Genomic DNA, 23,668 nt, shown 5'->3' with positions numbered 1-23,668 from the left:
TATCAAATTAATATTACTTTAAAAAAGATAACAATTACCGTTAGTGAAGAAAGATTATACTATGGAGTTCAGCGTTTATGCAAATACTTCCTAATAAACCAAAAAAATCAAGTAATAAAACCTCCTGTTATTACTGCCGAAGATGTGCCAAGACACACTTAGCACGGATTGTACCTATGTGTTTTCGTCATTTTTTTACTGTCGATGTTATAAAATATTTTATTGCATAAATGCCCAGTTATAAATTAAAACTTTCATTGACATTAATTTTTTAGAAATAAAACACAAAAAAAAGGATCAGTTGAAGCTGATCCTTTTTTTATTTAAAACTAAAAGTCTTTAGATTATCCTTTTAAACTTGCAGATAAATATTCACGGTTCATACGTGCAATATTCTCAAGAGAAATTCCCTTAGGACATTCGATTTCACAAGCTCCGGTATTAGTACAGTTACCAAAACCTTCATGATCCATTTGGTGTACCATGTTTAAAACACGATCAACAGCTTCGATTTTACCTTGTGGCAATAAAGCGTATTGCGATACTTTTGCAGCAACGAACAACATTGCAGATGAGTTTTTACAAGTTGCAACACAAGCTCCACAACCAATACAAGCAGCAGCATCAAATGATTTATCTGCATCGTGTTTGTTAATCGGAATTGTATTCGCATCAATTGTATTTCCTGAAGTATTTACCGAGATAAATCCACCAGCGTGCTGAATTCTGTCAAAAGAACTTCTGTCTACAACTAAATCTTTAATTACAGGGAAAGCTTTTGCTCTAAATGGCTCGATAAAAATCGTGTCACCATCTTTAAACATACGCATGTGCAATTGGCAAGTTGTAACTCCTCTGTCTGGCCCGTGTGCTTCTCCGTTGATGAATAAAGAACACATTCCGCAAATTCCTTCACGACAATCGTGGTCAAATGCTACTGGCTCTTCTCCTTTGTTGATTAATTGTTCGTTAAGAACATCAAGCATTTCAAGGAAAGACATATCTGGTTCGATTCCGTCGATTGGGTAATCAACAATTCCCCCTTTATCTTGGGCGTTTTTTTGACGCCATATTTTTAATGTAAGTTTCATACCTTTTTAGTTTGAAAGTCATAAAGTCGAAAGTCGAAAGTCGCTTGACATTTTGCCTTTGGACTTTAAGACTTTGGACTTTCGACCAAATTCTTATTTGTAGCTTCTTTGAACTAATTTAATGTTTTCGTAAACCAGAGGTTCTTTGTGTAATACCGCGTCACTTGGTTTTCCTTTGTACTCCCAAGCTGCAACGTATGCAAAGTTTTCGTCATCACGAAGTGCTTCTCCTTCTTCTGTTTGGTATTCTTCGCGGAAGTGACCTCCACAAGATTCATTACGGTGTAATGCATCTTTTGCGAACAACTCTCCTAACTCTAAGAAATCGGCAACACGTGTTGCTTTCTCTAATTCCTGATTAAATTCGTTAGCGCTTCCAGGAACTTTTACATCTTTATAAAACTCTTCACGTAAAGCAGCAATTTCTTCGATAGCTTCAGTTAAACCTTTAGCATTACGTGCCATACCTACTTTATCCCACATGATTTTTCCTAATTTCTTATGGAAATAATCTACAGAATGAGTTCCTTTATTATTGATAAATCTGTCGATTTGATCTTTTACTTCTTTTTCTGCTGCTACGAATTCTGGCAAATCTGTAGAAATTGGTCCCATTTTAATATCCGGAGCTAAATAATCTCCAATAGTATATGGTAACACGAAATATCCATCAGCTAAACCTTGCATCAAAGCAGAAGCTCCAAGTCTGTTTGCTCCGTGATCAGAGAAGTTAGATTCTCCAATTGAGAAACATCCAGGAATTGTAGTCATTAAATTATAATCTACCCAAGTTCCACCCATCGTATAGTGAACTGCAGGGTAAATCATCATTGGTGTAGTATAAGGATCTTCGTCAACAATTTTGTAATACATTTGGAATAAGTTTCCGTATTTACTTTTCACGATTTCAGCTCCTAATTTAGTTACTAATGCAGCATCATTTGCATCTAAACCTTTTACGAAAGCTTCTTCAGTTCCGTAACGTTTGATCGCTGCAGCAAAATCTAAGTAAACAGCTTCTCCAGTTTTGTTAACTCCAAAACCAGCATCACATCTTTCTTTTGCAGCACGAGACGCAACGTCACGAGGTACTAAGTTACCAAAAGCAGGATATCTTCTTTCTAAGAAATAATCTCTCTCAGCTTCAGATAAATCTGTTGCTTTTTTCTTTCCTTCACGAATTGCTTTAGCATCTTCTAATTTTGCAGGAACCCAAATACGACCGTCATTACGTAACGATTCAGACATCAAAGTCAGTTTTGACTGGTGATCTCCAGAAACTGGAATACAAGTTGGGTGAATTTGTGTGTAACAAGGATTTGCGAAAAACGCTCCTTTTTTATGAATTTTCCAAGCTGCTGTTGCATTACTTCCCATAGCATTTGTTGACAAGAAAAATACGTTTCCGTATCCTCCAGAACCAACTACTACCGCGTGAGCAGAATGTCTTTCTATTTCTCCAGTAATTAAGTTACGAGCGATAATACCTCTCGCTTTTCCGTTTACGATAACAAGGTCAAGCATTTCATGACGATTGTACATTTTAATTTTTCCACGACCAATCTGACGATTCATTGCAGAATAAGCTCCTAACAATAATTGCTGACCAGTTTGCCCTTGTGCATAAAAAGTACGAGAAACCAAAGTTCCTCCAAAAGAACGGTTATCTAAAAGTCCGCCATATTCACGAGCCAATGGAACTCCTTGAGCCACACATTGGTCAATAATATTAGCAGAAACTTCAGCCAAACGGTGAACGTTTGCCTCACGTGCACGGTAGTCACCCCCTTTTACAGTATCGTAAAATAATCTGTAAACTGAGTCACCATCACCTTTATAATTTTTTGCTGCATTGATTCCCCCTTGTGCTGCAATAGAGTGCGCACGTCTTGGTGAATCCTGAAAGCAAAAAGCTTTTACGTTATATCCCTGCTCAGCCAAAGTAGCCGCAGCTGAACCTCCAGCCAAACCTGTACCAACAATGATAATATCTAAATTACGTTTGTTTGCAGGGTTTACTAAATTAATATGATCTTTATAATCTGTCCATTTGTCCGATATTGGGCCGTGTGGAATTTTTGAATCTAATGCCATTATAATTTATATTAATTATTGAAATGATGAAATAATGCGATAATTACGAAAAGTGCCGGTACTACAACTGCAAAACCATAACCCACTTTACTTAAAAATCTAGAATATTTATTGTGCATCCCCATTGACTGAAGAGATGAACCGAATCCGTGCCAAAGGTGAAATCCTAAAAGGATAAAAGACACACAGTATAATCCTGTACGGATTGGATCTTGAAATTTATGAACTAACTCTCCATAATATCTTGTAGCATCTGGCGCATTACCTACTACATATTTATAGTTTACTTCTGGAAACCAAAAATCATAAAAATGCAATCCTAAGAAAGCCAAAATAACCAATCCAGAAATAATCATATTTCTAGAACTCCAAGAAGCGTTTGCCGCTCCGTTGTATCTTGCATAAGCAATTGGTCTTGCTGCATTGTTTTGAGCAGTAAGTACAAATCCCATTACGAAATGGAAAATTACTCCAATTGCCAAAACTGGCTGCATAACATATTGTATCAGCGGATTGTATCCCATAAAGTGCGAAGCCTCGTTAAAAACATCTTCACTAATAATAGAAATAAAATTTAAGGAAACATGCAGCGCTAAAAACGTGATTAAGAATATTCCCGAAAGAGCCATAGCCACTTTCTTTAAGATGGAAGCATTCAACTGTGCAGATTGTGCCATAAGTGTTTAAGTAGTTTGTTTTAAAAAATTAGACAAAAATAAAGCAATTAGACATGAACTACAACCATTTCGCTGTTATTTATAATGATTTTAAAGAGCTTTGAATAACATTATTGCAAATTATTTAAAAACAACAAAATAGGGTTTTTTCTGAAAGCATTTTAACTAAATCCTGACTTTTATATAATTACCAAATTGTTATTTTTTTATACTTTTTGGTTTCTTTTCCTCAAAAATAAACGCTACAGCAATTTTAATCCAATAAAACGGCTGAATTTTAATAGCATAATTTTACCTTTATCGGCTTCAAAAAAAATCAGAATGAAAACAGGAATTGACGCTATCTCTTTTGATGTAGCCAACGTACATTTACCCATAAAAACTTTGGCCGTTGCCCGAAATATTGAAGCCGAAAAATTAGAAAAAGGTCTCGGATTACTTAAAATGACTTTACCAGACGTTCATCAAGATGCAGTCGTTTTTGGAGCAAATGCTTTGACTAAACTTATTCTTGAAAACGAAATAAACTTAAGTGAAATCAGCCGAATTTACGTTGGTACTGAAAGCGGTATCGACAGCTCGAAACCAATTAGTTCTTTTTTAATCAGCTTAATGGAACAAAAATTTGGTGAAGATTCTTTAGCAGAATGTGATGTTGTCGATTTTACTTTTGCCTGTATTGGCGGTATTGACGCGTTGCAAAACTGTATCGATTTTGTAAAACTAAATCCAACCAAAAAAGCAATTGTGGTTACGACTGATTTTGCTAAATACGATCTAAACTCAACCGGAGAATACACACAAGGCGCCGGAGCTGTAGCAATGCTTATAACTTCAAACCCAAGAATAATTGCTTTTGATGAAAATTGGGCTACAAGTACAAAAGGTGTTTTCGATTTCTTTAAACCTTACAGAAGCGTTTCAAAAGAAGCGATTACGCAAAACCAAAACAACGATCCGTGGTTTGATAATTTAGAAGCTGAAATCGAGATCCACAAGGATCAGCCGGTTTTTGACGGCCAATATTCGAATCAATGTTATATGGATCGTACGCGTAATGCTTATTTTTCATTTAAAAAACTAAAAAACACTACCGAAACTTTATACAATTCCTGGAACAGCATTATCATGCACTTGCCGTATTCTTTTCAGGGGCGACGAATGTTATCTGAAATTTACGCTTTAGATCATAATGATAAAATTATTTCAGAGAATATTGCACCGGCAGATTATCAAACCAAAATTAAAGAAGTTGGAAAATCTGATGAATACAGAAAATTTGTAACCGAGAAATTACAGCCTGCAGAATTGGCTTCATCGCTAATTGGGAATCTATATACAGGTTCCATTTTCATGGGATTATTATCGACTTTAGCTCATTTTTATGACAGCAATAAAGAAGTTGCCGGAACTAAATTCGGATTCCTTGCTTACGGAAGCGGATCTAAATCGAAAGTTTTTGAAGGAACGATTCAACCGGAATGGAAATCGGCTTTGGCAAATGTAAAGCTTTTTGAAAACTTAGCTGAAAGCATAGAAATTGGTTTTGAAACTTATGAAAGCCTTCATAAAAAAGAACAAAAAACAAGTGTTCGAACTCCGAAAAACGAATGGGTTCTGGACCGAATTGAAAAAGAAATTCCAAATTTGATTGGAGCTAGATATTATAAATGGATTGATTAAATTTTTAAATTCCAATAAGGAAATTCCAAAACCGAAGCTTCATGTTTCGGTTTTTTTTTCTTTGGGTTATTTCAATATTGTAAAAAAATTGCGCTTCTTGCTTTTAAATAAGACATCAATCTTTCTTATTTAATTGAATTTGGATTTTTATGCCAAACTAATTTAATGCATGGCTTCTGTTTTTATTCCTTTCTATAAAGTAAAAATCCTAATCCCAAAACAAAAACAATACAACTCACCAGCATATAAACTCCATTTTTTAATACAAAAAAGGAAAAACCGATTGCCAGTGAAGAAACAAAAACCATGAGAAAACTTATCGTATTTGTTTTGATAAAATTCAACGCGTGCATAGAAAGTCCAATAAAAAGTAAAGACGGACCAACAATTACAAAAGGATATAAAATCGATGGCGCATTACTAATATGCTGGCTTAATTTTTCTCTGGCAAAATCATCATTCCCAAAACTCCACATTAGTAAGTCGATTGTGCAAAGTCCGATGTGTGCAATAACGCCTAATGCAGTAATTGTAGAAGCGACCAGATTTAATCTGTTTTTAGGAAATACATGATTGAAAGAAAATAACAAACAAGCTCCAATTAAATTGAACCAATGTGCAAAATCGATTGGCTGATGAAAGTTGGGCAAAATTTTAGAAAAGAATAAATAACTGATGACGAAAAATAATAATCCGATTAGGCAAAGGTGTTTTGTTTTCATAATTTATTTTAAAAATTGATGAACAAAACTAAAATGAAAAACCTACGTAAATCCTTATTTTACTAACTTAGGTACAAAACCAGCGTTTTTAGGTACGAAATTACAAAGACAATAAAGCTTCTTTATAATTTTTAGAAACCGGAAGTTCGATTTGGGTAAGAAGAACCGTATTTTGATTTCGCCAAGATTTAAAATGCATCGGATTTATTAAATGAGAACGATGAATTTGAAGTAAGAAATCAAAATCTTGCTGTACTTTTTTAAGAGAAGCCCGAAGCAGTTTTGAAGTTAGTTTTTCGTTTTCAAGATAGAAAATCTCTACATAATTTTGAGCGTTAGAAATACAAACTAAATCGGCTTTGCTGATTTTTAAAACATCTAATTTGTTTTCGCCTCTAATAATTAAAACTTCATCTTTTATCGGAATCAGTTTTATTAAATATATTCTTGCCAGAACAATTACTGGAGTTACAACAAGCGCTACTTTTATAAATATTATCGAGAAGAATTGCCCAAAATCATATCCTCCTTTTAAAATCGGACTTTTATAATAGGTGTAAATACAGATTAAATAAATCACGTAAAAAAACAGGACACTGCCAATTTCTAAACTGCTGTTCCATTTTGCTTTTTTTTCGTAAACCGCTTTTTGAACAAAAGCAAAAATGCCATAACATAAAAATGCTATTACGCTAAAGCCAAGACTTATTAAAAACCAAGAACGAAAATTTAAAGTTCCGTCATCAAAAGGTTTTATAATAAAAGCAAAAATGAATATCCATAAAGCAAGCAACAAGCCTACTATCAGATTGTGTTTTATGGATGAATTTAGCTGTTTCATTACTTATAAATAGTGAACTTATTATGCGATAAAGTAAATCCAAGATTTTCGTAAATAGATACATTTTCTACCCTTTTTTTATTTGTGGTTACTTCGATGCTTTTTAAATTATTCTGATCTGCAAAATTTAAAATCTCATTTATCAATAATCTTCCAACACCTTGACCACGATAATTTTGATGAATAAAAAATTCCTGAACTTCGCCAACTAATCCGCAATGATGTAAAAGATTTTGGGTGTGAAAGCTTATAAAACCTAATGGTTCGTTTTTGTTTTCGGCTATTAAATAAAGATTTTTTGGATTTGAAATGTTTTCGTTAAAGATTGCTTTGAATACTTCGAATTCTATAATTTCATTTTCTAATTCACAGATTGATTTATAGATGAAATCTAGGTCTAGAGTATTCACTTTTCTTATTTCAGCTTTTGAAAATAATATTATTTCTTTCATCTTTTATTTATATTTTAAAAAAAACTCCTGTCGCTACTAATAAATGAGTTACAGTAGTTGTACATACTGTTTTCAATTTATTAAAAGATTTATCATAGAAAAGTCCATAAATAGGAAATTGTATTAAACTAAAAAAGAAAACCAACATCAACAGATAAAAAAAAAGAACCCCAAGGAAACAAAACAATAAGTTGATCTGTAAAACCATGTCCTCCTCCTCAAATAATTATAGAAGAAATTAAAATCATTGGTGTAGCAATACTCAAATTAATTGTCCATTTGTAATTCGCCATTCTTTTCAGTTTGTTTTTTGAAATTCTTTTTCATAACCGAAAATAAGAATTAAAACAACATTATTACAAAATCAAAATTTCTAATTATCTGTTTCTTCTTTTTAAACCGCAAGCGTGAGAGATAAAGGCGGTATCCTTTTATGCAGCGGAGCAAAATAAAAAATATAGCCGATCCCGAAGCTTCGCGACGAACCGGAGGGGCACGCCTATTTTAAGATACTAAATTAAGATTAAAAATCTGTCAAATCTGTGTAAATCGCCAATCTTTGTCGAGTTTCTATTGTGATTTCTCCCTCCGTCGAAATGACAGAACTTTGCGTTTATCAATCTTTACGGAGTTACTTGCGGAGATTTCTCCTTCGCCGAAATGACAAGATTGTGCAAAAACTTTGTGTCTTAGGGTCTTTGTGGCAAACTCTAACAAATAAGAAAACTTTAATAAATCAATTATACGCACTTCTGTAAAAAATAGTAATTTTGAAATTCGAAGTTCAAAAACGAAATTATTATGAAATATCATCAAATAAACAGCGCTCTTTTTGTAAAAAACCGCAAAAAATTCACGGCAGAAATGAAACCTAATTCGGTTGCCGTTTTCAACTCAAATGACATTTACCCAATTAGTGCCGACAGTACTTTGCCGTTTGCACAACACCGCGACATTTTTTATTTAAGTGGTGTAGATCAGGAAGAAAGTATTTTGCTTTTGTTTCCAGATGCGCCTTACGAAAGTCAAAAAGAGATTCTTTTCTTGAAAGAAACTAACGACCATATTGCGGTTTGGGAAGGTGAAAAATTAAGTAAAGAACGCGCTTTTCAGGTTTCTGGAATTAGAACTGTTTATTGGTTGCAGGATTTTCATAAAGTTTTGAATGAAATGATGACGTATGCCGATACGATGTACATTAATACAAACGAACATTACCGCGCAACGGTTGAAACTGAAACCCGCGAAGCTCGTTTTGTAAAATGGTGGAAAGAACGTTATCCTGCACACAATGTAGCGAAAAGCAATCCAATTTTACAACGCATTCGTTCTGTAAAAGAAAGCGAAGAAATTGATTTGATTCAGCAAGCTTGTGATATTACGGAGAAAGGTTTCCGCAGATTGCTTTCGTTTGTGAAACCAAACGTAACCGAATATGAAATTGAAGCAGAATTGGCGCACGAATTCATCCGTAACCGCTCTAAAGGTTTTGCTTATACGCCAATTATTGCTTCTGGAAACAATGCGAACGTTTTACATTATATCGAAAACAATCAGCAATGTAAAGCTGGCGATTTAATTTTGTTGGACGTTGCGGCAGAATATGCTAATTATTCGAGCGATATGACTAGAACTATTCCGGTTTCTGGTAAATTCTCTGAAAGACAAAAAGCAGTTTATAATGCCGTTTTGAGAGTTAAAAACGAAGCTACAAAAATGTTAACACCAGGAACACTTTGGAAACAATATCATGTTGAAGTGGGTAAAATCATGACATCTGAATTATTAGGTTTAGGATTAATTGACAAAGCTGATGTTCAGAACGAAAATCCAGAATGGCCAGCCTATAAAAAATATTTCATGCACGGAACTTCTCACCATATGGGACTTGACACACACGATTACGGATTACTTCACGAACCAATGAAAGCCAATATGGTTTTTACGGTAGAACCTGGAATCTATATTCCTGCAGAAGGTTTCGGAATTCGTTTGGAAGACAACGTTGTGGTTCAGGAAAAAGGAGCGCCGTTTAACTTAATGCGCAACATTCCGGTTGAAGTTGAGGAGATTGAAACATTAATGAATGAATAATTTAAAAATGAAAAAGATTTTTCTATTTGTTTTTTTGATGTTTATCGGACATAGTTTTGCTCAAACCGAAGGTTATGCAACAAACAGCGACGCCAGCAAAACGTATTATAAGATATTCGGAAAAGGCGAACCGCTTTTAATTATTAACGGCGGTCCCGGAATGAACAGTAATGGTTTTGAAGGTATGGCTAAAATTTTGGCAGAAACTCAAGAAACGATTATTTACGACCAAAGAGGAACTGGAAAATCAAAACTGAAAGACGTAAATTCTAAAACTATTTCGATGAAAATAATGGCTGACGATATTGAGTCATTACGAAAACATCTAAAAATTAAAAAATGGAATATTCTTGGACATTCTTTTGGCGGAATGCTAGCTTCATATTACGCAACAATTTACCCAAATAGCATCGATAAATTAGTTTTATCTTCTTCTGGAGGCATTGATTTGACTTTACGAAAAACAGAAAATCTTATCGAAAGAAACTTAAGCAAAGTAGAGAAAGACTCAATGAATTACTGGAATGACAGAATTGAAAAAGGCGACACTTCATACACCGCTGCGCTTGGTCGCGGAAAAGCAATGGCACCTGCCTATGTGTTTGATCGAAAATATATTCCGGTCATTGCTGAAAGACTAACACAAGGAAATTCGACTATAAACAGTTTGCTCTGGGATGATATGCAAAAAATTAATTTTGACTGCTCAGCCAAATTGAAAAACTTTAAAAATCCTGTTTTAATTATTCAAGGTAAAGAAGACGTTATCAGCAACGAAATTGGCGAATTGGCTCATAAAACAATTCCTAATTCGAAACTCATTTTACTTGAACATTGCCGACATTATGGATGGCTGGACGCAAAAGAAAAGTATTTTGGAGAAATAAATTCCTTTTTAAAATCATAAAAATTAAATGGCTTTCAGAAATGGGAGCCATTTTTTTGCTCAATATAAGTCATGTAAGCTCATTTAAACACAAAACCTATCAACAATGCAGGCTTAAATTTCCTTATATTTCTTATATATATTACGTTTCTTATCTTTGCACTTTAAACTTTAAAGCATCATTTTGAAAAACATTCTATATAAAAACACCAAAATATCGTATACCGATTCGGGCGCTGGAACTGCAATTGTACTGCTTCATGGTTTTTTAGAAAATAAAAAAATGTGGCAGGAATATGTTCTTTTCTTCTCAGAAAAATTTCGTGTTGTCACCATTGATTTATTAGGTCACGGCGAATCAGATTCTTTAGGCTATGTACATTCTATGGAAGAAAATGCCAATGCAGTTCATGAAGTTTTAGAACATTTAAAAATTGAAAAAGCTATCATTTTAGGGCATTCGATGGGCGGTTATGTTGGTTTGGCTTTCGCCGAATTATTCCCAAAAAACATTCAAAAATTAGTTTTACTCAATTCAACTTCCAAAGAAGACAGCTCCGAAAAGAAATTAAACCGAACTCGCGCTATAAAAGCAGTAAAGCAGAATTATGTAAGCTTTGTAAGCCTGGCAATTGCAAATTTATTCAGCGAAAAAAACAGGATAATATTGGCTGATGAAATCGAAAAAGTAAAAGTTCAGGCTTTAAAAACACCTTTGCAGGGCATTGTAGCTTCTCTAGAAGGAATGAAAATCAGAAAAGACAGAGAAGCACTTTTGCAAAAAAATCTGTTTCCGGTTTTATTGGTTTTAGGCAAAAAAGACCCTGTTTTAAATTATGAAGAAAGTATTTCTCAAATCGAAGACACAACTGCAGAACTCGTTTCATTTGAAGACGGGCATATGAGCCACATCGAAAATAAAGAAGAATTGAAAACAATTTTATTGAATTTTTTCGAATAACCTAACCTTATAAAAATCAAAAAAGGCCATTTCTAACCGAGGTTGAAAATAGCCTTTTTCTCATTTTTGGGGGCAAAATATCATTATAACTTTGAAGAAATATCTTTTTTGTATTTAGATAAAGTTGCTCTTGTTAATCCAAGATTTGCTTTAGTAGAATCTACAGCTAAATAAATGAAATATCTTCCGTCTTCAGAAACGTCAATAATATGTATTTGATCTGTAAGTGTAATTAAAATATCGTTGATTTTTTGGTTTAATCCTAAAGCTTTAATGGCGTTTAGTTTTGCTTTAACTACTTCTAAATTGTAAGCAGATGCCAATTCTGGGTCAAAATCAGGATTTACAGTAAGCGAACAGTAAGACATTCCTGTTTCAACTTCAGTCACTGAAACAGCGATAAATCCGTTAACATTCTCTTTTAAATCGTTTTGAAAATTTTGTAAAAAATCTGACATGTTTTAAATTTTGTTTAAATTAATTGTTGAAAACGGTATCCATCTTTCGAAGCAAAAGACCCATTTTACTTATATCTTTAGAAAGCAGTGCAACACAATTATCATATTGGTCTTTGTTTGCTACCACGATACCATCTCTATTTTTAATCATTACCTGCTTAAGATCTCCATTATTAACATCTTCAGACATCTCTAAACACATTTTTAATATCATTCCAATCATTGCCGCTACATTGCCGTCGTACTCCAAATTAACTGACTCTAGCAAAATACCATCTATATTAAAACTTAATCCAGACTCAGCTCCGGTCTCTTCAACAAGCGTATTTAAATCAATCATAATTGTTATTATATATTATAAGAAGGGTCAAAGATATTTTTAATAAATATAATTGTTTGGTAAACACTTGTTAAAAAAAAAGACCTTCGTAACCATTTGAAGCACTTTTATTTATAGCATAATTATTGGCATTCTTTAAAATAAAATATGCAAAAAAAATTAACAGAAAAAGTAGAATTATTTAAAAATCAAACATTTCTTTCCATTAAACTCATTTCTACAATTAACATTTGAGACTAATGCCGTTTAATAGAAGTTTTTCATAGCTTTGCAAAAAATTTTAATAAAATGAAAACTGTTGACGAAGTACGATTTGATTTGAATGTAAAACTTATGAAGTTTAGAAGATTTCGTTTTGAAAACGGAAAAATAAACAATGGAGATGCTGAAGAGAGCGAAAAGAAAGGATTTTTCAAGAAAATTTTCAGCTAAAAAGCACTTACAAAAAGGCAGAATAAGATAAATATCCTTTTTCAGCAAGTTCCTCTATTTTATTGATTTTATGAAGTCTTCCTTCTTTTATCAAATTTAGTCTAGTTGAAATCTGGATTACATTTTGATAATTATGATCTGTAATAATAATTCCTTTTTTGCTTACGTTTGATCGTATCATTTCATTGACAACATCAACCATTAAAGGAGACAATCCGTTGTAAGGCTCATCGAGCAAAACAAATTTTGAAGGGTTAAAAAGAACTGTTTTGATTTCGAGATAGCGCAATTCTCCACCAGATAAATGACTTATTTTTTTATCTAAAAGAGATTGAATAAATTCATCTTGGCAAAAAAAATCCCTATTTTGTTTATCGATGGCTAATGAGATTACTTTGCGAACAGACAAATATTTCGGAATGAATTGATCTTGATGCAGATAACTAATTTCATTCAGCAAAACATTTTTATTATTTAGTGAAACCGAATCTATCCGAACGCATTTGTTTGGCGCAGGTTCAAGTCCGACAATAATTTTTAATAAAGTTGATTTTCCGGATCCATTTCGGCCGAGCAAACCAACAATTTCTGAAGTTTCGCATTTCAAATATATATCAGACAGTATAATTTTTTCACTATACCTCTTCTGTATTCCATCGACTTCTAAAATATGTTTCTTCAAGATAACTTCTTTATTAGAAAAAGGATTAATCCTAAAACTATTGTGGAGAAAAATGTCAAAATGTAGCTAGAGACCAAAAGCTGTATTTTAGAAATTCCGTTGTTTGAATAAAACAGGTACTCATTTTTGCGATATAATTCTTTATAACCAATACTCACCAAAAATCCTAAACTCAAAAAATAGATAAAGAAATAATCATAGCCGGCCAAAAAAACCGGAATAGCACACACCGTCAAATTGATAGCTAAAGTAGATTTAAAAAACTCAAAAATATTAGCAAGCTTTCTCATATTTTTTTAGTTTATTTTTTCTTCAAAAGGAATTTCTGCATCGAAAATTTCATTTAAAAGCAATACAATTTCTTCTAAATAATAATGAAGAATTTCTTTTGTCACTACAATGTCAAGATCTTTATCTTCCTTAAAACCAAAAGGCAAGAAACCAGATTTTAAGTTTTTAAATGAAATAATTCCAACTTCAATAGGAATTTCGCCTGCTTCTTTCTCAAACATAAATGCATAAGCAAGAACCTGAATGATTTTGTCATTTTTAAGCTCCTGCGTTAAACCGTTCCACGATTTCAGTACAACATTACCTTTTTCTACTTTTCCTGTCTTATAATCAACGATTCTTATTTTTCCGTTTCGCAATTCAATTCTATCTACATTTCCTTTAATTAGAATTGGAAATGGCAAATTTTCATGAACGAGTTGACGTTCGAAAGTTTTCTCTAAAGCTATAATCTGAATTGCATCTCCATTCTGTATCGATTCTAATTCTAATCTTAAAAAATTAGAAACGTTTCGTTTCGCAACTTCAAACGCTAAAAGATTTCGGCCTTTTTTAATTTCCCCTTCTTTATAAACCAGCTTAAATTGTTTTAAAACTTCATCATCGAGCAATTTAAAGCAATTTGTGATATCAGATTCAGAAATAAATTTGCCCACAAAAGGATCATATAAAGCTTTTAAAGTTTCGTGAATAATAGTTCCGAGCGTATTTAAAGCAATATTTTCCTCCACTTCTTCCACTTCTCTAATTCGAAGTATTTTTTGAAAGTAAAACTCAATTGGGTTTCGAATATAACTTGTTAATGCCGAAGGAGAAAATCCAGTTACAGCAATTTCTTTTAGACGCTCCATAACAGCTTCCGACTTCGGAATAACCATTGGCTGATAAGCCGTTGTTGGCAAAACAGGATTATAAATATCAAAAGTAAGAGTATGTTTGATTTGTTTTTCAACCTCTAACTGCGTGATAAAACGACTTCGCTCTCCTGCATCAAGACCATCATTTTCAGTGTTATAAATCAAATAGATATTCTTTGCTCTTTGCAGCAAGTGATAAAAGTGATAGGTATAAATGGCATCTTTTTCTTTAAAAGTTGGCAAACCCAATTCACGTTTCACATCATAAGGAATAAATGAATTTTGAGATTTTCCGGCAGGGAATTTTCCTTCATTCATAGAAGTAACAATTACAGTATCAAAATCAAGAACACGGCTTTCTAAAACTCCCATAATCTGAAGACCTCTTAAAGGCTCTCCTTCAAATGAAACTTCGGCAACATCGATAATTTGCTTATAAATCGCATGCAAAGTATCAATATTATCAATGTGATGATGCTGTGAATAATAATTAATCAGCTTATTAATTACTTTAAAAACAGCAAATACAAAAGATTTGGCAATTTTTTCTTCTTCATTATCGTTGCTGAAATTTTCTTTTATCAGAAGCAATATTTCGGAGACATTTTCGAGAACAGCAATAGAGCCGTTTTCCCATTTTTTAAATAATAACTGAAATAAATTTGATGAAGTCGAATTTAGTTCGATTATTCTGTTGTGCGTAATAAACGTGTAATTATTTTCTTTTATAATTTTCACTAAATTACCTGTATTTGAATATGGCGCAACCAAAGGATGTGTCAAAATATCCAAAACGTCTTTATAATAAAACACATAACTCTCACCTTTTCGAGAAAGTGCATTAGTATGCATTTTAAATAATTTTGCAATCAATATCTGGGATGGATTATTCTTGCCAGAATATCCCATTGTAATATTTAAAGCTCCAACCGAAGAAGGCAATGAATATAAAACCGGCATCAGCAGATTTTCTTCACCCAAAACAATAGCTACTTTGTCTAGTGATGTTGTTGGATTTTCATTTATAATATTTTCAATTATACTTCCAGCTAATTTTGCCTGACCAATAGTTTTAGGAGAACCTATAACCTGAATGTTTTTTGATTGCGAAAAGTCGTCTACTATCCACTCAAACGGATGTGATTTATAATGTTTCCAATTCTCTTTAAAACGTCTTACGAAAAGACCTGCATCATGATAAGGATCATTTAAGAAAGTCTGATCGACATCCCAGTAAATTTTGGCTTGATCTAATGCTAAAAGATGCTGCACTATTTTTTCCTCCGCAGCGTTTAGTGCATTAAAGCCCGCAAAAATAAAAGATCGATTTGAAATTGTATTCGAAAAGTGATTTAGATTATTTACCGCTTCACGATAAATTAAACCTTGATAGCCAATTCCTTTATTTAACAAGTGATTGTATAAGGCATCGTAATACAAAGGGAGAAGTTTCCAGAAATCAATATAGTTTTCTAGGAGTTTAGTTTTGTTCTCTACTTCAATTCCCCATTTCTTGATATCCTCAATATCTTTTAAATAAGATAAAACATGAGATGGATCTAAAAGGTATCGATCAATTTCATTAAAATCCTGAAGAAGTGTTTTTGCCCAATTGGCAAATAATTCAAATGATTGTTGATGTTGTTTTTCTGTAACAGAAAGATATACTTCGTAAAACTCAAATAAAAGTTCAATTGAATCAACTGAACGAATAGAAGCAACATCTTGAACAAAGTCTTCTATACTTATAATTTCTGGCGATAGAATAGTTTTAGAAGTCTCCTTTTTTAAAGCTTCTATTAAAAAAACCTTAGCCCTTTTATTGGGTAAAATAATAGTAGTTTCAGAAAGTTTAGTTCCATAATCCTGAATTACAACTGTTGCTATTTTTTCGAGAAAAGAAGTATTTATCATTTGATAAAAATAAAAAAAGCCATTCAATTAAGAATGGCTTTTAGTATTTATTTACAAAAGTAAATTATAGTTTACCTTGGTATTTAGAACCAATATGTTTGATTTCAGTTCTTCTGTTTTGTGCTTTTCCTGCTGGAGTTTTATTAGTCGCAACTGGCATAGACTCACCAAAACCTTTAGATACTAAGTTATCAACATTTACTCCTCTTTCGATCAAAGCGTTCATAACTGCAGCAGCTCTGTCTTCAGAAAGTTTTTGGTTCAATTTATCAGAACCATCGCTATCTGTGTGACCTTCAATACTGAATTTCGCGTTTGGATAGTTTTTAAGGATTTCTTTGATAGCATCTAATCTAGCTGGAGTTTCTTTGTCACCAGTTTTGAAAGTAGCTTTTCCTGAGTTAAAGTAGATTGCTCTAGCTTGAACTTTAAGATCTTCTAAAGCTTCAGTAGTTACTTCTGGACAACCTCTGTTAGAAGCAGGACCGTAAACTGTAGGACAATCATCATCTTTATCAGCTACACCATCTTTGTCAGCGTCTAAGAAAGGACAACCACCGTTTTCTTTTGGACCAGCAACTGTAGGACATTTGTCATCTTTATCAGCGATTCCGTCTCCATCAGTATCAGGACAACCTTTTAAAGCAGCTAAACCAGCAACATCTGGACAAGCATCATCTTTATCAGCAATTCCGTCTCCGTCAGTATCAGGACATCCGTTTAATGCAGCTAAACCAAATACATCTGGACAAGCATCAGAAGCATCAACGATTCCATCTCCGTCAGTATCAGGACATCCGTTGAATTGTTTCAAACCAGCAACATCTGGACAAGCATCATCTTTATCGTAGATTCCGTCTCCGTCAGTATCTTTACCTCCGAATTTGAAAGTAAGACCTAAAGTATGTTGGAAATGAGATGGAGTATCAATTACACCATTATAATCATTTCTTCCTGGAGGATCAGCTGGAGCAACAGCCCATTTGTAAGCTGTGTTTAAAGATAAACCAATTGCATCAGTAAACCAGAATGTAATTCCAGCACCTGGATTAACAGTACCAAAGCTATCTTTCCCTAAGAAAGTATAACCTCCACCAATTGTTAACGAAGGATCAATTACTTTAGATTTAATTAATTCTTGGAAACTGTATCTGATGTTAGCATCGATACCATAATACATTAAATCTCCAGGATTAGATACATAGTTACCTCTTCCATCTGCATTAGGATTACTCCAATCAAAATAAACCGCTTTGTCAATTTTGTTTACAGATCCTTGTAAACCTACAGAGAAACCGCTACCAACGTATCTAGATACACTGATGTAAGATAAAGAAGGAAGAATATTCCAGTTGTCTTTTACAGCAAATGGCTGAGAAAAGTGCTGATCGAAGAAACCATGTCCTGCACCAGAACTGGTTCTTGTGTCAACGGCATTAACTCCAAAAGAGATAGCCCATGGATTGTTACTGTCTTGTGCGTGAGAACTTAAACCCATCACCATCATCACAGCAACTAAAAGTTTGTTAAGATGTTTCATACTTAATTTTTTTAATTACAATTTAGTTAATTACAGACAAAAGTAACACCAAAATTTTTAAATACAAAATGAAATGTTAAAAAAAACCTACAAAAATTTCAGTAAATGGAAATTATATAACTTTTAACATCTCTCCAACAACTTTGAATGCAGTTATTGCTCTGTCTAAGTGCTCTTTGGTATGTGCCGCAGATAATTGCACCCTAATTCTAGCCTTATCTTTAGGTACAACAGGAAAGAAGAAACCGATTACATAAATACCTTCTTTCAATAATTCATCAGCCATTTTTTGAGATAATTTTGCATCATATAACATGACTGGTACAATTGCAGAATCTCCATCTATGATATCGAAACCAGCTTTTTTCATTCCTTCCTTAAAATAATTTGTATTCCACTCTAATTTATCTCTTAACGAAGTATCTTTTTCTAATAATTCAAAAACTTTTATTGAAGCCCCGACAATTGCAGGCGCTAATGAATTGGAAAACAAATACGGTCTCGAACGCTGACGAAGTAATTCTATAATTTCTTTTTTAGCTGTCGTATAACCGCCCATCGCTCCTCCTAAAGCTTTACCAAGTGTTCCAGTTATAATATCTACCCTTCCCATTACACCTTTCGCTTCTAAAGTACCTTTCCCCGTAGCTCCAATAAATCCAGCAGCATGGCATTCATCTACCATCACTAAGGCATCATATTTATCAGCTAAATCGCAAATTTTATCTAGAGGAGCCACAACACCATCCATAGAGAAAACACCGTCTGTAACAATTAATTTAAAACGCGCGCCAGCTTCATTTGCTTTAATTAACTGTTGTTCTAAATCTTCCATGTTACTATTTTCGTAACGATAACGGGCGGCTTTGCACAAACGAACTCCGTCTATTATCGAAGCATGGTTTAAGCTGTCTGAAATAATCGCATCATTTTCTCCCAATAAAGGCTCAAAAACACCACCATTTGCATCAAATGCAGCCGCGTATAATATCGTATCCTCTGTTCCGTAAAAATCAGCAATTTTTTTCTCCAATGTTTTATGAATATCCTGTGTTCCACATATAAAACGAACAGATGACATTCCGAAACCATGTGTATCCATAGCATCTTTAGCTGCTTGAACAACTTCTGGATGTGACGAAAGTCCTAAATAATTATTGGCACAAAAGTTCAACACTTTTTCTCCAGTCGAAATTGTAATTTCTGCATCTTGAGCAGAAGTTATAATGCGCTCTTTTTTAAAAATTCCGTTTTCTTCAATAGTCTGCAATTCACTTTGCAAATGCTCTTTAATTTTACCGTACATTTCTATTTATTTAAAACGTTAAAAATTAACAATTTACATCAATTTTGAAGCTGTTAAACCTTAACATCTGATTAATTTTTTCACAAATTTACTACATCGATTTCGGTTCCTATATATACCAGAGCCCTTTTTAACACTTTGTATCCTAAATCCTCAATAGCATCTTGATATTCTTGAATTTGCTGTTTGTATTTTGGATTTATAGCCCCAGTTTTATAATCCAACAAATAAGCTTCTTTATTTTGTGTTAGAATAATCCGGTCTGGTTTCAAAATTTTCCCTTCTTTTTGAACAATTGTCTGCTCATTAAGAATTTTATTTTTCCCATCAAAACAGATACTCAATTCGGGATGATTTACAATTTCTCGAAGCGTATTCAATACCATTTCACTTTGATCGACCTTAATCAATCCTTCTTCAATTGCTTTTGTAATTGCCAAATCAATATCTGATTTATCTTTAATAAAAGCCAAAATTTCATGAATTATATTTCCATACGAAATTGCTTCTTGCTGGTGCGTTCCCCACATTAAAGCTTCTCGCTGTGCAATTTTTATATTTTTAGCATCTAAAATAGCTGCAACAATCGGAATCAGCTTTACCAAATCAGCAGATTTTACAGGAGCGGAAAGTTTCATTTTATTTCCAAATTCATATTCTAATTTTTCAGGATCGTAAACTCCTTTATTCATTAAATATTTAATAAAAAAAGAAGCCATATTATTTGGAAATTCCCCATCTTTTCTTTCTTTCAATGACTGCGATATCACATACAATTGTTCTTCTGCACGGGTTAATGCCACATATAAAACATTAATATTATCCAGTAATTCTTCTTGTTTTTTCAAATTAAAAACAGCCGATGCACTTTCGCCAAAACCTTCAACCGCACTGCTGTTATCAATTAAGGCTTTTGGAAAATCCAATTCTACACCTTCTGTATCAAGCCATAACTTATCTTTTGGTTTTCTATTATAATCTTCTTCTGCAAAAGGCATAATTACAACCGGAAATTCTAAACCTTTCGACTTATGAATGGTCATAATTCTAACAGCATTATTCCCTTCCGGAGATGGAATACTGAATTTGTCTGCATTTTTATCCCAGTAATTTAAGAAGTCAGCTATTCCGGCTTGATTTCGAATATCTCTTTCTAAAACAATATCCAAGAAAAATTGCACGTAAGCATTTCCTTCAAAGGGAAGAATAAATTTCGAAATTATAATTTCAACTGCTTCATACAATGATTTTTTTCGGACATTTTCAAAAGAAAGGGAAACGTCAAAACTCAACAGCCATTTTTCAAAATCAATTTCAAATTTCTCTGCCATTCCTTTTGCAATAAAATCATGAATTGGCATATCGATTTCTATGTGAGTAGCTAAAAAATGCAAGAAATTAGCTTTCGATTCTAAATCAGCACTGTTGTTTAGATATTTCAGCAAATGAACAATCAAGCGAACTTCTGTTGCATTCTGAATCATTAATGTTTCTGACGACAAAAGAGGAATATTTTGCTCTGTCAGATAATTTGCAATTGCAATTCCCTGATCTCTTTTACGCGTGAGCACCACAATATCTTTATACTCAAAACCTTCGCGAAGAACGTTTTGAATTGTATTTAAAGTTGCCAAAACATATAAATCTGATTTTTCTACAACTTCTTCCTCATCTGCAAAATCATTTTTTTCAATTATCGGAAGAAAAGAAATATTTACATAACCGCCTTTTTTGGCATTTGAATGCTGAAAACTATGGTTTTCATATAAATCTTTATAATCTTCGTTTATAAATTCGGTGGAAATCAAACCAAAAAAAGCATTATTAAAATCAATTACTTCGCTGTAACTTCTGTAATTTGTGTCTAAATGCTTAATTGCTTTATCTGGATTATTGAAGGGATTTACATCTTTACTCAATTCTATAAATTGTTCTGCCTTTCCTCCCCTCCAGCGATAAATCGATTGTTTTGGGTCTCCAACGATCATTAAAGTTCCTTTATTTCCTAAATCATCTAAACCAGAAAGGGAATTATCTATAAGCGGAATAAGATTTTGCCATTGCATCTCAGAAGTATCCTGAAATTCATCAATAAAAAAATGGCGGTATTTTTCGCCCAAACGTTCGTAAATAAAAGGAGCAGGCTGATTCTGAATTTCGCGGTGAATAATAGCATTAAATTCAGAAATCGACAAAATATTTTGTTCTGACTGAATTTTAGCCAATTCATTACTAACCGTGTTAAGCAGTGAAAGCGGCGTAATATTTTTGAGGAAAGCTTTATAGAAATCTCTTTTTTCGAAATTTTTATAAATGTTATCTAATACCTGTAGAAGCTCTGGAATTATATTTTCAATTAATGCTTTGTCTTTGGCAGTTTTGTTAATTGCAATATCATCAAACTCATGAAAAGTTTTATTTCTTGGATTGAATTTCCCGTCCCGAATATTTTCTAAATGATTCGGAAAAGTCCCGCGTGAAAATGATTTTAAATCGATCCCGTTTTTATCAATTAAAGAAAGTGCTTCTGTGGCCAATTGCTCATTTTCAGATTCTAAATTTTTGCAAAGAGTCAACATTTTCTTTTTTATCTCTACAAATTCTTCAATAGATTTATCCTGAAAATGTAAAATTTCATTCCGATTGTTTTCATTTAAAACCAATCGGCCTGTTTCAAGAATTTCACGCGAAACATCCCAACTTTTATCGTCGTCGGTTTTTTCCATTGTAAAATCAATCAGCAGTTTCGTTAAGGTTTCATCTTGTCCCGCTTGCGCAATTATCGCATCGACCGCTTCGATTAATAAATTTTCTGTATCTAAAGTGACTTCAAAAGTCATCGGAAGATTTAAGTCATGTGCAAAAGCACGAATTACTTTATGCGTAAATTTATCAATTGTAGAAATATCAAAAGCAGCATAATTATGAATAAGATGCTTTATAATATTTTGAGATTTTGTTTTGATTTTTATAATTGAAAGCCCAGTTTCTCGAGATAGATCTCCCATTAAATCGGTTGCTTTCGCAGAAGGTTCATCTTTCGCAAATTCAGATAAACTGCCAACAATACGGCTTTTCATTTCATGAACCGCTTTGTTGGTAAAAGTTATAGCCAGAATATTTCGATAGGCATCATTTTTTGGAGAAGAAAGAATAATTTTAAGATATTCCTTAACCAAAGTATAGGTCTTTCCTGATCCTGCAGATGCATCATAAATAGAGAAAGACGGACTTTGCATACGTTTGGGTTTTGTATTGTAAAAATAGCACAATAATATTAAATCTCAATAATGAAAAATTCCAAATCCCAATATCTGCACGCAATGAATGCTTCAAATATTGGAATTTGGAATTTTAATATTTTAAAAATTATTTTATTTGTGGAAGGCTTTTTTATTGAAAACCAACAGTATCCCAACGCCAGTAGAAATAGCCATGTCAGCAACATTAAAAATAGCATTGAAGAAGGCAAAATGTTTTCCTCCAAAAATCGGAAGCCAAGCTGGCAAATTCCCTTCCCAAATAGGAAAATAAAACATATCTACAACTAAACCATGAAACCAAGTTCCATAAGGATTTGGAGAAAAAATTGTCGCTAAGTTATGCGTACTGTCATCGAAAATCACTCCGTAGAAAACAGAATCTAAAATATTTCCCGCCGCGCCAGCAAATATTAAAGCGATCGCAACGATTAAATAAGTAGAATGACGTTTTTTGATTGCATCAGCTAACCAATATCCGATTCCGAATACTGCGAAGATTCTAAAAACGGTCAAAATCAATTTTCCGTACTCTCCAGGAATTTTTGTTCCCCAAGCCATTCCTTCATTTTCTATGAAATGAATTCTAAACCAATCGAAAACAACCACTTCTTCACCAAGAATGAAGTTTGTTTTTACGTAAATTTTAGAAAGCTGATCGACAATTAAAACTAGAAATATTAGGAAATACGCTTTTCGTAATGACATTTTATATTTTTTTGATGCGCAAAAATAGCAATTTAATCAAAAAAAACGCTCCCTAAGGAGCGTTAATTCTTTTACAATAAAACTAAATGGGTTAAGTCTGCATTTCTACAGTTAAAACAAAGCCTACTTTTTAGCCTCTGTTTTAGCTGGAGTTTTAGGACTATCAGCAAAAAAACCAGAAATAGATTTAAGCAAACCCTTGCTCTCTTTTCCAGCATTTGCCTTTTTAGCTTCGCTCTTTTTAATGTCCGATTTTAATTTCAAACGCATTTTCTCAAATTCCTTCATTCTAGTCTCTACGTCTGAGTTCACTTCTTTGAATTTCAACACTTTAGCCATGGTGTAAGTTTTTTATAGTAAAAAATTAAAATTATTAACA

20 protein-coding genes are annotated in these 23,668 nt (G+C 33.0%); 5 read left to right on the top strand and 15 right to left on the bottom strand.

Annotated elements, in window-relative coordinates; genetic code table 11:
• Positions 1–344: 344 nt before the first annotated feature.
• The 3 genes from IR010_RS14290 to IR010_RS14280 form a co-directional block, all read right to left on the bottom strand.
• Complete coding sequence (locus IR010_RS14290) at positions 345–1,091, bottom strand: succinate dehydrogenase/fumarate reductase iron-sulfur subunit (RefSeq protein ID WP_029270800.1); 747 nt, start codon at positions 1,089–1,091, stop codon at positions 345–347.
• 93 nt (positions 1,092–1,184) lie between these two features.
• Complete coding sequence (locus IR010_RS14285; RefSeq protein WP_029270802.1) at positions 1,185–3,185, bottom strand: fumarate reductase/succinate dehydrogenase flavoprotein subunit; 2,001 nt, start codon at positions 3,183–3,185, stop codon at positions 1,185–1,187.
• An 11-nt stretch (positions 3,186–3,196) separates the two neighbouring features.
• Positions 3,197–3,862: a succinate dehydrogenase cytochrome b subunit gene (locus tag IR010_RS14280; protein ID WP_029270803.1), complete on the bottom strand. Its 666-nt coding sequence runs from the start codon at positions 3,860–3,862 to the stop codon at positions 3,197–3,199.
• A gap of 321 nt (positions 3,863–4,183) precedes the next feature.
• Here IR010_RS14280 and IR010_RS14275 point away from each other — a divergent pair, with 321 nt between their 5' ends.
• The gene (locus tag IR010_RS14275; protein ID WP_194604765.1) at positions 4,184–5,545 is read left to right on the top strand and encodes a hydroxymethylglutaryl-CoA synthase family protein; all 1,362 of its coding nucleotides are present in this window, start codon (positions 4,184–4,186) and stop codon (positions 5,543–5,545) included.
• A gap of 182 nt (positions 5,546–5,727) precedes the next feature.
• Here IR010_RS14275 and IR010_RS14270 read toward each other — a convergent pair whose 3' ends face one another.
• The 3 genes from IR010_RS14270 to IR010_RS14260 all read right to left on the bottom strand — a co-directional run bounded on the left by IR010_RS14270 (position 5,728) and on the right by IR010_RS14260 (position 7,560).
• A complete protein-coding gene (locus IR010_RS14270) occupies positions 5,728–6,267 on the bottom strand; it encodes a hypothetical protein (protein WP_194570302.1) in 540 nt (179 codons plus the stop codon).
• A 100-nt stretch (positions 6,268–6,367) separates the two neighbouring features.
• Entirely contained in the window at positions 6,368–7,108 is a 741-nt protein-coding gene (locus tag IR010_RS14265) for a LytTR family DNA-binding domain-containing protein (RefSeq protein ID WP_194570300.1), read from the bottom strand.
• On the bottom strand, positions 7,108–7,560 hold the full coding sequence (locus IR010_RS14260; RefSeq protein ID WP_194570298.1) for a GNAT family N-acetyltransferase: 453 nt from the start codon (positions 7,558–7,560) through the stop codon (positions 7,108–7,110). The genes IR010_RS14265 and IR010_RS14260 overlap by 1 nt, the downstream gene beginning before the upstream one ends.
• Positions 7,561–8,361: 801 nt before the next feature.
• Between IR010_RS14260 and IR010_RS14255 the strand changes: the two genes are divergently transcribed.
• From IR010_RS14255 to IR010_RS14245, 3 genes are all read left to right on the top strand, one after another.
• Positions 8,362–9,654, top strand: a complete 1,293-nt coding sequence (locus IR010_RS14255) for an aminopeptidase P family protein (RefSeq protein WP_194604763.1) — start codon at positions 8,362–8,364, stop codon at positions 9,652–9,654.
• A gap of 7 nt (positions 9,655–9,661) precedes the next feature.
• Positions 9,662–10,561 carry an alpha/beta fold hydrolase gene (locus IR010_RS14250; RefSeq protein WP_228515170.1) on the top strand — a complete coding sequence of 300 codons (900 nt, stop codon included), beginning with the start codon at positions 9,662–9,664 and terminating at the stop codon, positions 10,559–10,561.
• Between the two features lie 163 nt (positions 10,562–10,724).
• The gene (locus tag IR010_RS14245) at positions 10,725–11,501 is read left to right on the top strand and encodes an alpha/beta fold hydrolase (RefSeq protein ID WP_194604757.1); all 777 of its coding nucleotides are present in this window, start codon (positions 10,725–10,727) and stop codon (positions 11,499–11,501) included.
• Positions 11,502–11,584: 83 nt separating this feature from the next.
• On the opposite strand, the gene IR010_RS14240 is transcribed toward IR010_RS14245, so the two are convergent.
• Together IR010_RS14240 and IR010_RS14235 are read right to left on the bottom strand one after the other, a co-directional pair.
• A complete protein-coding gene (locus IR010_RS14240; RefSeq protein ID WP_029270821.1) occupies positions 11,585–11,959 on the bottom strand; it encodes a hypothetical protein in 375 nt (124 codons plus the stop codon).
• 19 nt (positions 11,960–11,978) lie between these two features.
• Positions 11,979–12,299 (bottom strand): roadblock/LC7 domain-containing protein, encoded by a 321-nt coding sequence (locus IR010_RS14235; protein WP_029270823.1) that lies wholly within the window; start codon positions 12,297–12,299, stop codon positions 11,979–11,981.
• 288 nt (positions 12,300–12,587) lie between these two features.
• Here IR010_RS14235 and IR010_RS14230 point away from each other — a divergent pair, with 288 nt between their 5' ends.
• Positions 12,588–12,731 (top strand): hypothetical protein, encoded by a 144-nt coding sequence (locus IR010_RS14230; RefSeq protein ID WP_157494976.1) that lies wholly within the window; start codon positions 12,588–12,590, stop codon positions 12,729–12,731.
• A 7-nt stretch (positions 12,732–12,738) separates the two neighbouring features.
• On the opposite strand, the gene IR010_RS14225 is transcribed toward IR010_RS14230, so the two are convergent.
• The 7 genes from IR010_RS14225 to IR010_RS14195 form a co-directional block, all read right to left on the bottom strand.
• Positions 12,739–13,413, bottom strand: coding sequence for an ATP-binding cassette domain-containing protein (locus tag IR010_RS14225; protein WP_194604754.1), 675 nt, complete (start codon positions 13,411–13,413; stop codon positions 12,739–12,741).
• 296 nt (positions 13,414–13,709) lie between these two features.
• Positions 13,710–16,475, bottom strand: a complete 2,766-nt coding sequence (locus IR010_RS14220; protein WP_194604751.1) for a PD-(D/E)XK nuclease family protein — start codon at positions 16,473–16,475, stop codon at positions 13,710–13,712.
• Positions 16,476–16,539: 64 nt separating this feature from the next.
• On the bottom strand, positions 16,540–18,015 hold the full coding sequence (locus IR010_RS14215; RefSeq protein WP_194604748.1) for an OmpA family protein: 1,476 nt from the start codon (positions 18,013–18,015) through the stop codon (positions 16,540–16,542).
• Between the two features lie 112 nt (positions 18,016–18,127).
• Complete coding sequence (gene kbl, locus IR010_RS14210) at positions 18,128–19,321, bottom strand: glycine C-acetyltransferase (RefSeq protein WP_194570285.1); 1,194 nt, start codon at positions 19,319–19,321, stop codon at positions 18,128–18,130.
• Between the two features lie 80 nt (positions 19,322–19,401).
• On the bottom strand, positions 19,402–22,560 hold the full coding sequence (locus IR010_RS14205) for a UvrD-helicase domain-containing protein (RefSeq protein ID WP_194604745.1): 3,159 nt from the start codon (positions 22,558–22,560) through the stop codon (positions 19,402–19,404).
• Between the two features lie 135 nt (positions 22,561–22,695).
• Positions 22,696–23,289 (bottom strand): lipoprotein signal peptidase, encoded by a 594-nt coding sequence (locus IR010_RS14200; protein ID WP_194604742.1) that lies wholly within the window; start codon positions 23,287–23,289, stop codon positions 22,696–22,698.
• Positions 23,290–23,412: 123 nt separating this feature from the next.
• Positions 23,413–23,628, bottom strand: coding sequence for a hypothetical protein (locus tag IR010_RS14195; RefSeq protein ID WP_029270839.1), 216 nt, complete (start codon positions 23,626–23,628; stop codon positions 23,413–23,415).
• Positions 23,629–23,668 lie beyond the last annotated feature (40 nt).

The organism is Flavobacterium sp. MR2016-29 (genome assembly GCF_015350695.1).
Classification (GTDB): Bacteria; Bacteroidota; Bacteroidia; order Flavobacteriales; family Flavobacteriaceae; genus Flavobacterium.
The sequence above is the reverse complement of the archived record's forward strand: the minus strand, read 5'-3'. Positions and strand labels throughout refer to the sequence as shown.

Coding starts and splice junctions, on each gene's coding strand:
- IR010_RS14290 (WP_029270800.1), bottom strand. CDS start 1,091: ATGAAACTTACATTAAAAATATGGCGTCAAAAAAACGCCCAAGATAAA.
- IR010_RS14285 (WP_029270802.1), bottom strand. CDS start 3,185: ATGGCATTAGATTCAAAAATTCCACACGGCCCAATATCGGACAAATGG.
- IR010_RS14280 (WP_029270803.1), bottom strand. CDS start 3,862: ATGGCACAATCTGCACAGTTGAATGCTTCCATCTTAAAGAAAGTGGCT.
- IR010_RS14275 (WP_194604765.1), top strand. CDS start 4,184: ATGAAAACAGGAATTGACGCTATCTCTTTTGATGTAGCCAACGTACAT.
- IR010_RS14270 (WP_194570302.1), bottom strand. CDS start 6,267: ATGAAAACAAAACACCTTTGCCTAATCGGATTATTATTTTTCGTCATC.
- IR010_RS14265 (WP_194570300.1), bottom strand. CDS start 7,108: ATGAAACAGCTAAATTCATCCATAAAACACAATCTGATAGTAGGCTTG.
- IR010_RS14260 (WP_194570298.1), bottom strand. CDS start 7,560: ATGAAAGAAATAATATTATTTTCAAAAGCTGAAATAAGAAAAGTGAAT.
- IR010_RS14255 (WP_194604763.1), top strand. CDS start 8,362: ATGAAATATCATCAAATAAACAGCGCTCTTTTTGTAAAAAACCGCAAA.
- IR010_RS14250 (WP_228515170.1), top strand. CDS start 9,662: ATGAAAAAGATTTTTCTATTTGTTTTTTTGATGTTTATCGGACATAGT.
- IR010_RS14240 (WP_029270821.1), bottom strand. CDS start 11,959: ATGTCAGATTTTTTACAAAATTTTCAAAACGATTTAAAAGAGAATGTT.
- IR010_RS14235 (WP_029270823.1), bottom strand. CDS start 12,299: ATGATTGATTTAAATACGCTTGTTGAAGAGACCGGAGCTGAGTCTGGA.
- IR010_RS14230 (WP_157494976.1), top strand. CDS start 12,588: ATGAAAACTGTTGACGAAGTACGATTTGATTTGAATGTAAAACTTATG.
- IR010_RS14220 (WP_194604751.1), bottom strand. CDS start 16,475: ATGATAAATACTTCTTTTCTCGAAAAAATAGCAACAGTTGTAATTCAG.
- IR010_RS14215 (WP_194604748.1), bottom strand. CDS start 18,015: ATGAAACATCTTAACAAACTTTTAGTTGCTGTGATGATGGTGATGGGT.
- kbl (WP_194570285.1), bottom strand. CDS start 19,321: ATGTACGGTAAAATTAAAGAGCATTTGCAAAGTGAATTGCAGACTATT.
- IR010_RS14205 (WP_194604745.1), bottom strand. CDS start 22,560: ATGCAAAGTCCGTCTTTCTCTATTTATGATGCATCTGCAGGATCAGGA.
- IR010_RS14200 (WP_194604742.1), bottom strand. CDS start 23,289: ATGTCATTACGAAAAGCGTATTTCCTAATATTTCTAGTTTTAATTGTC.
- IR010_RS14195 (WP_029270839.1), bottom strand. CDS start 23,628: ATGGCTAAAGTGTTGAAATTCAAAGAAGTGAACTCAGACGTAGAGACT.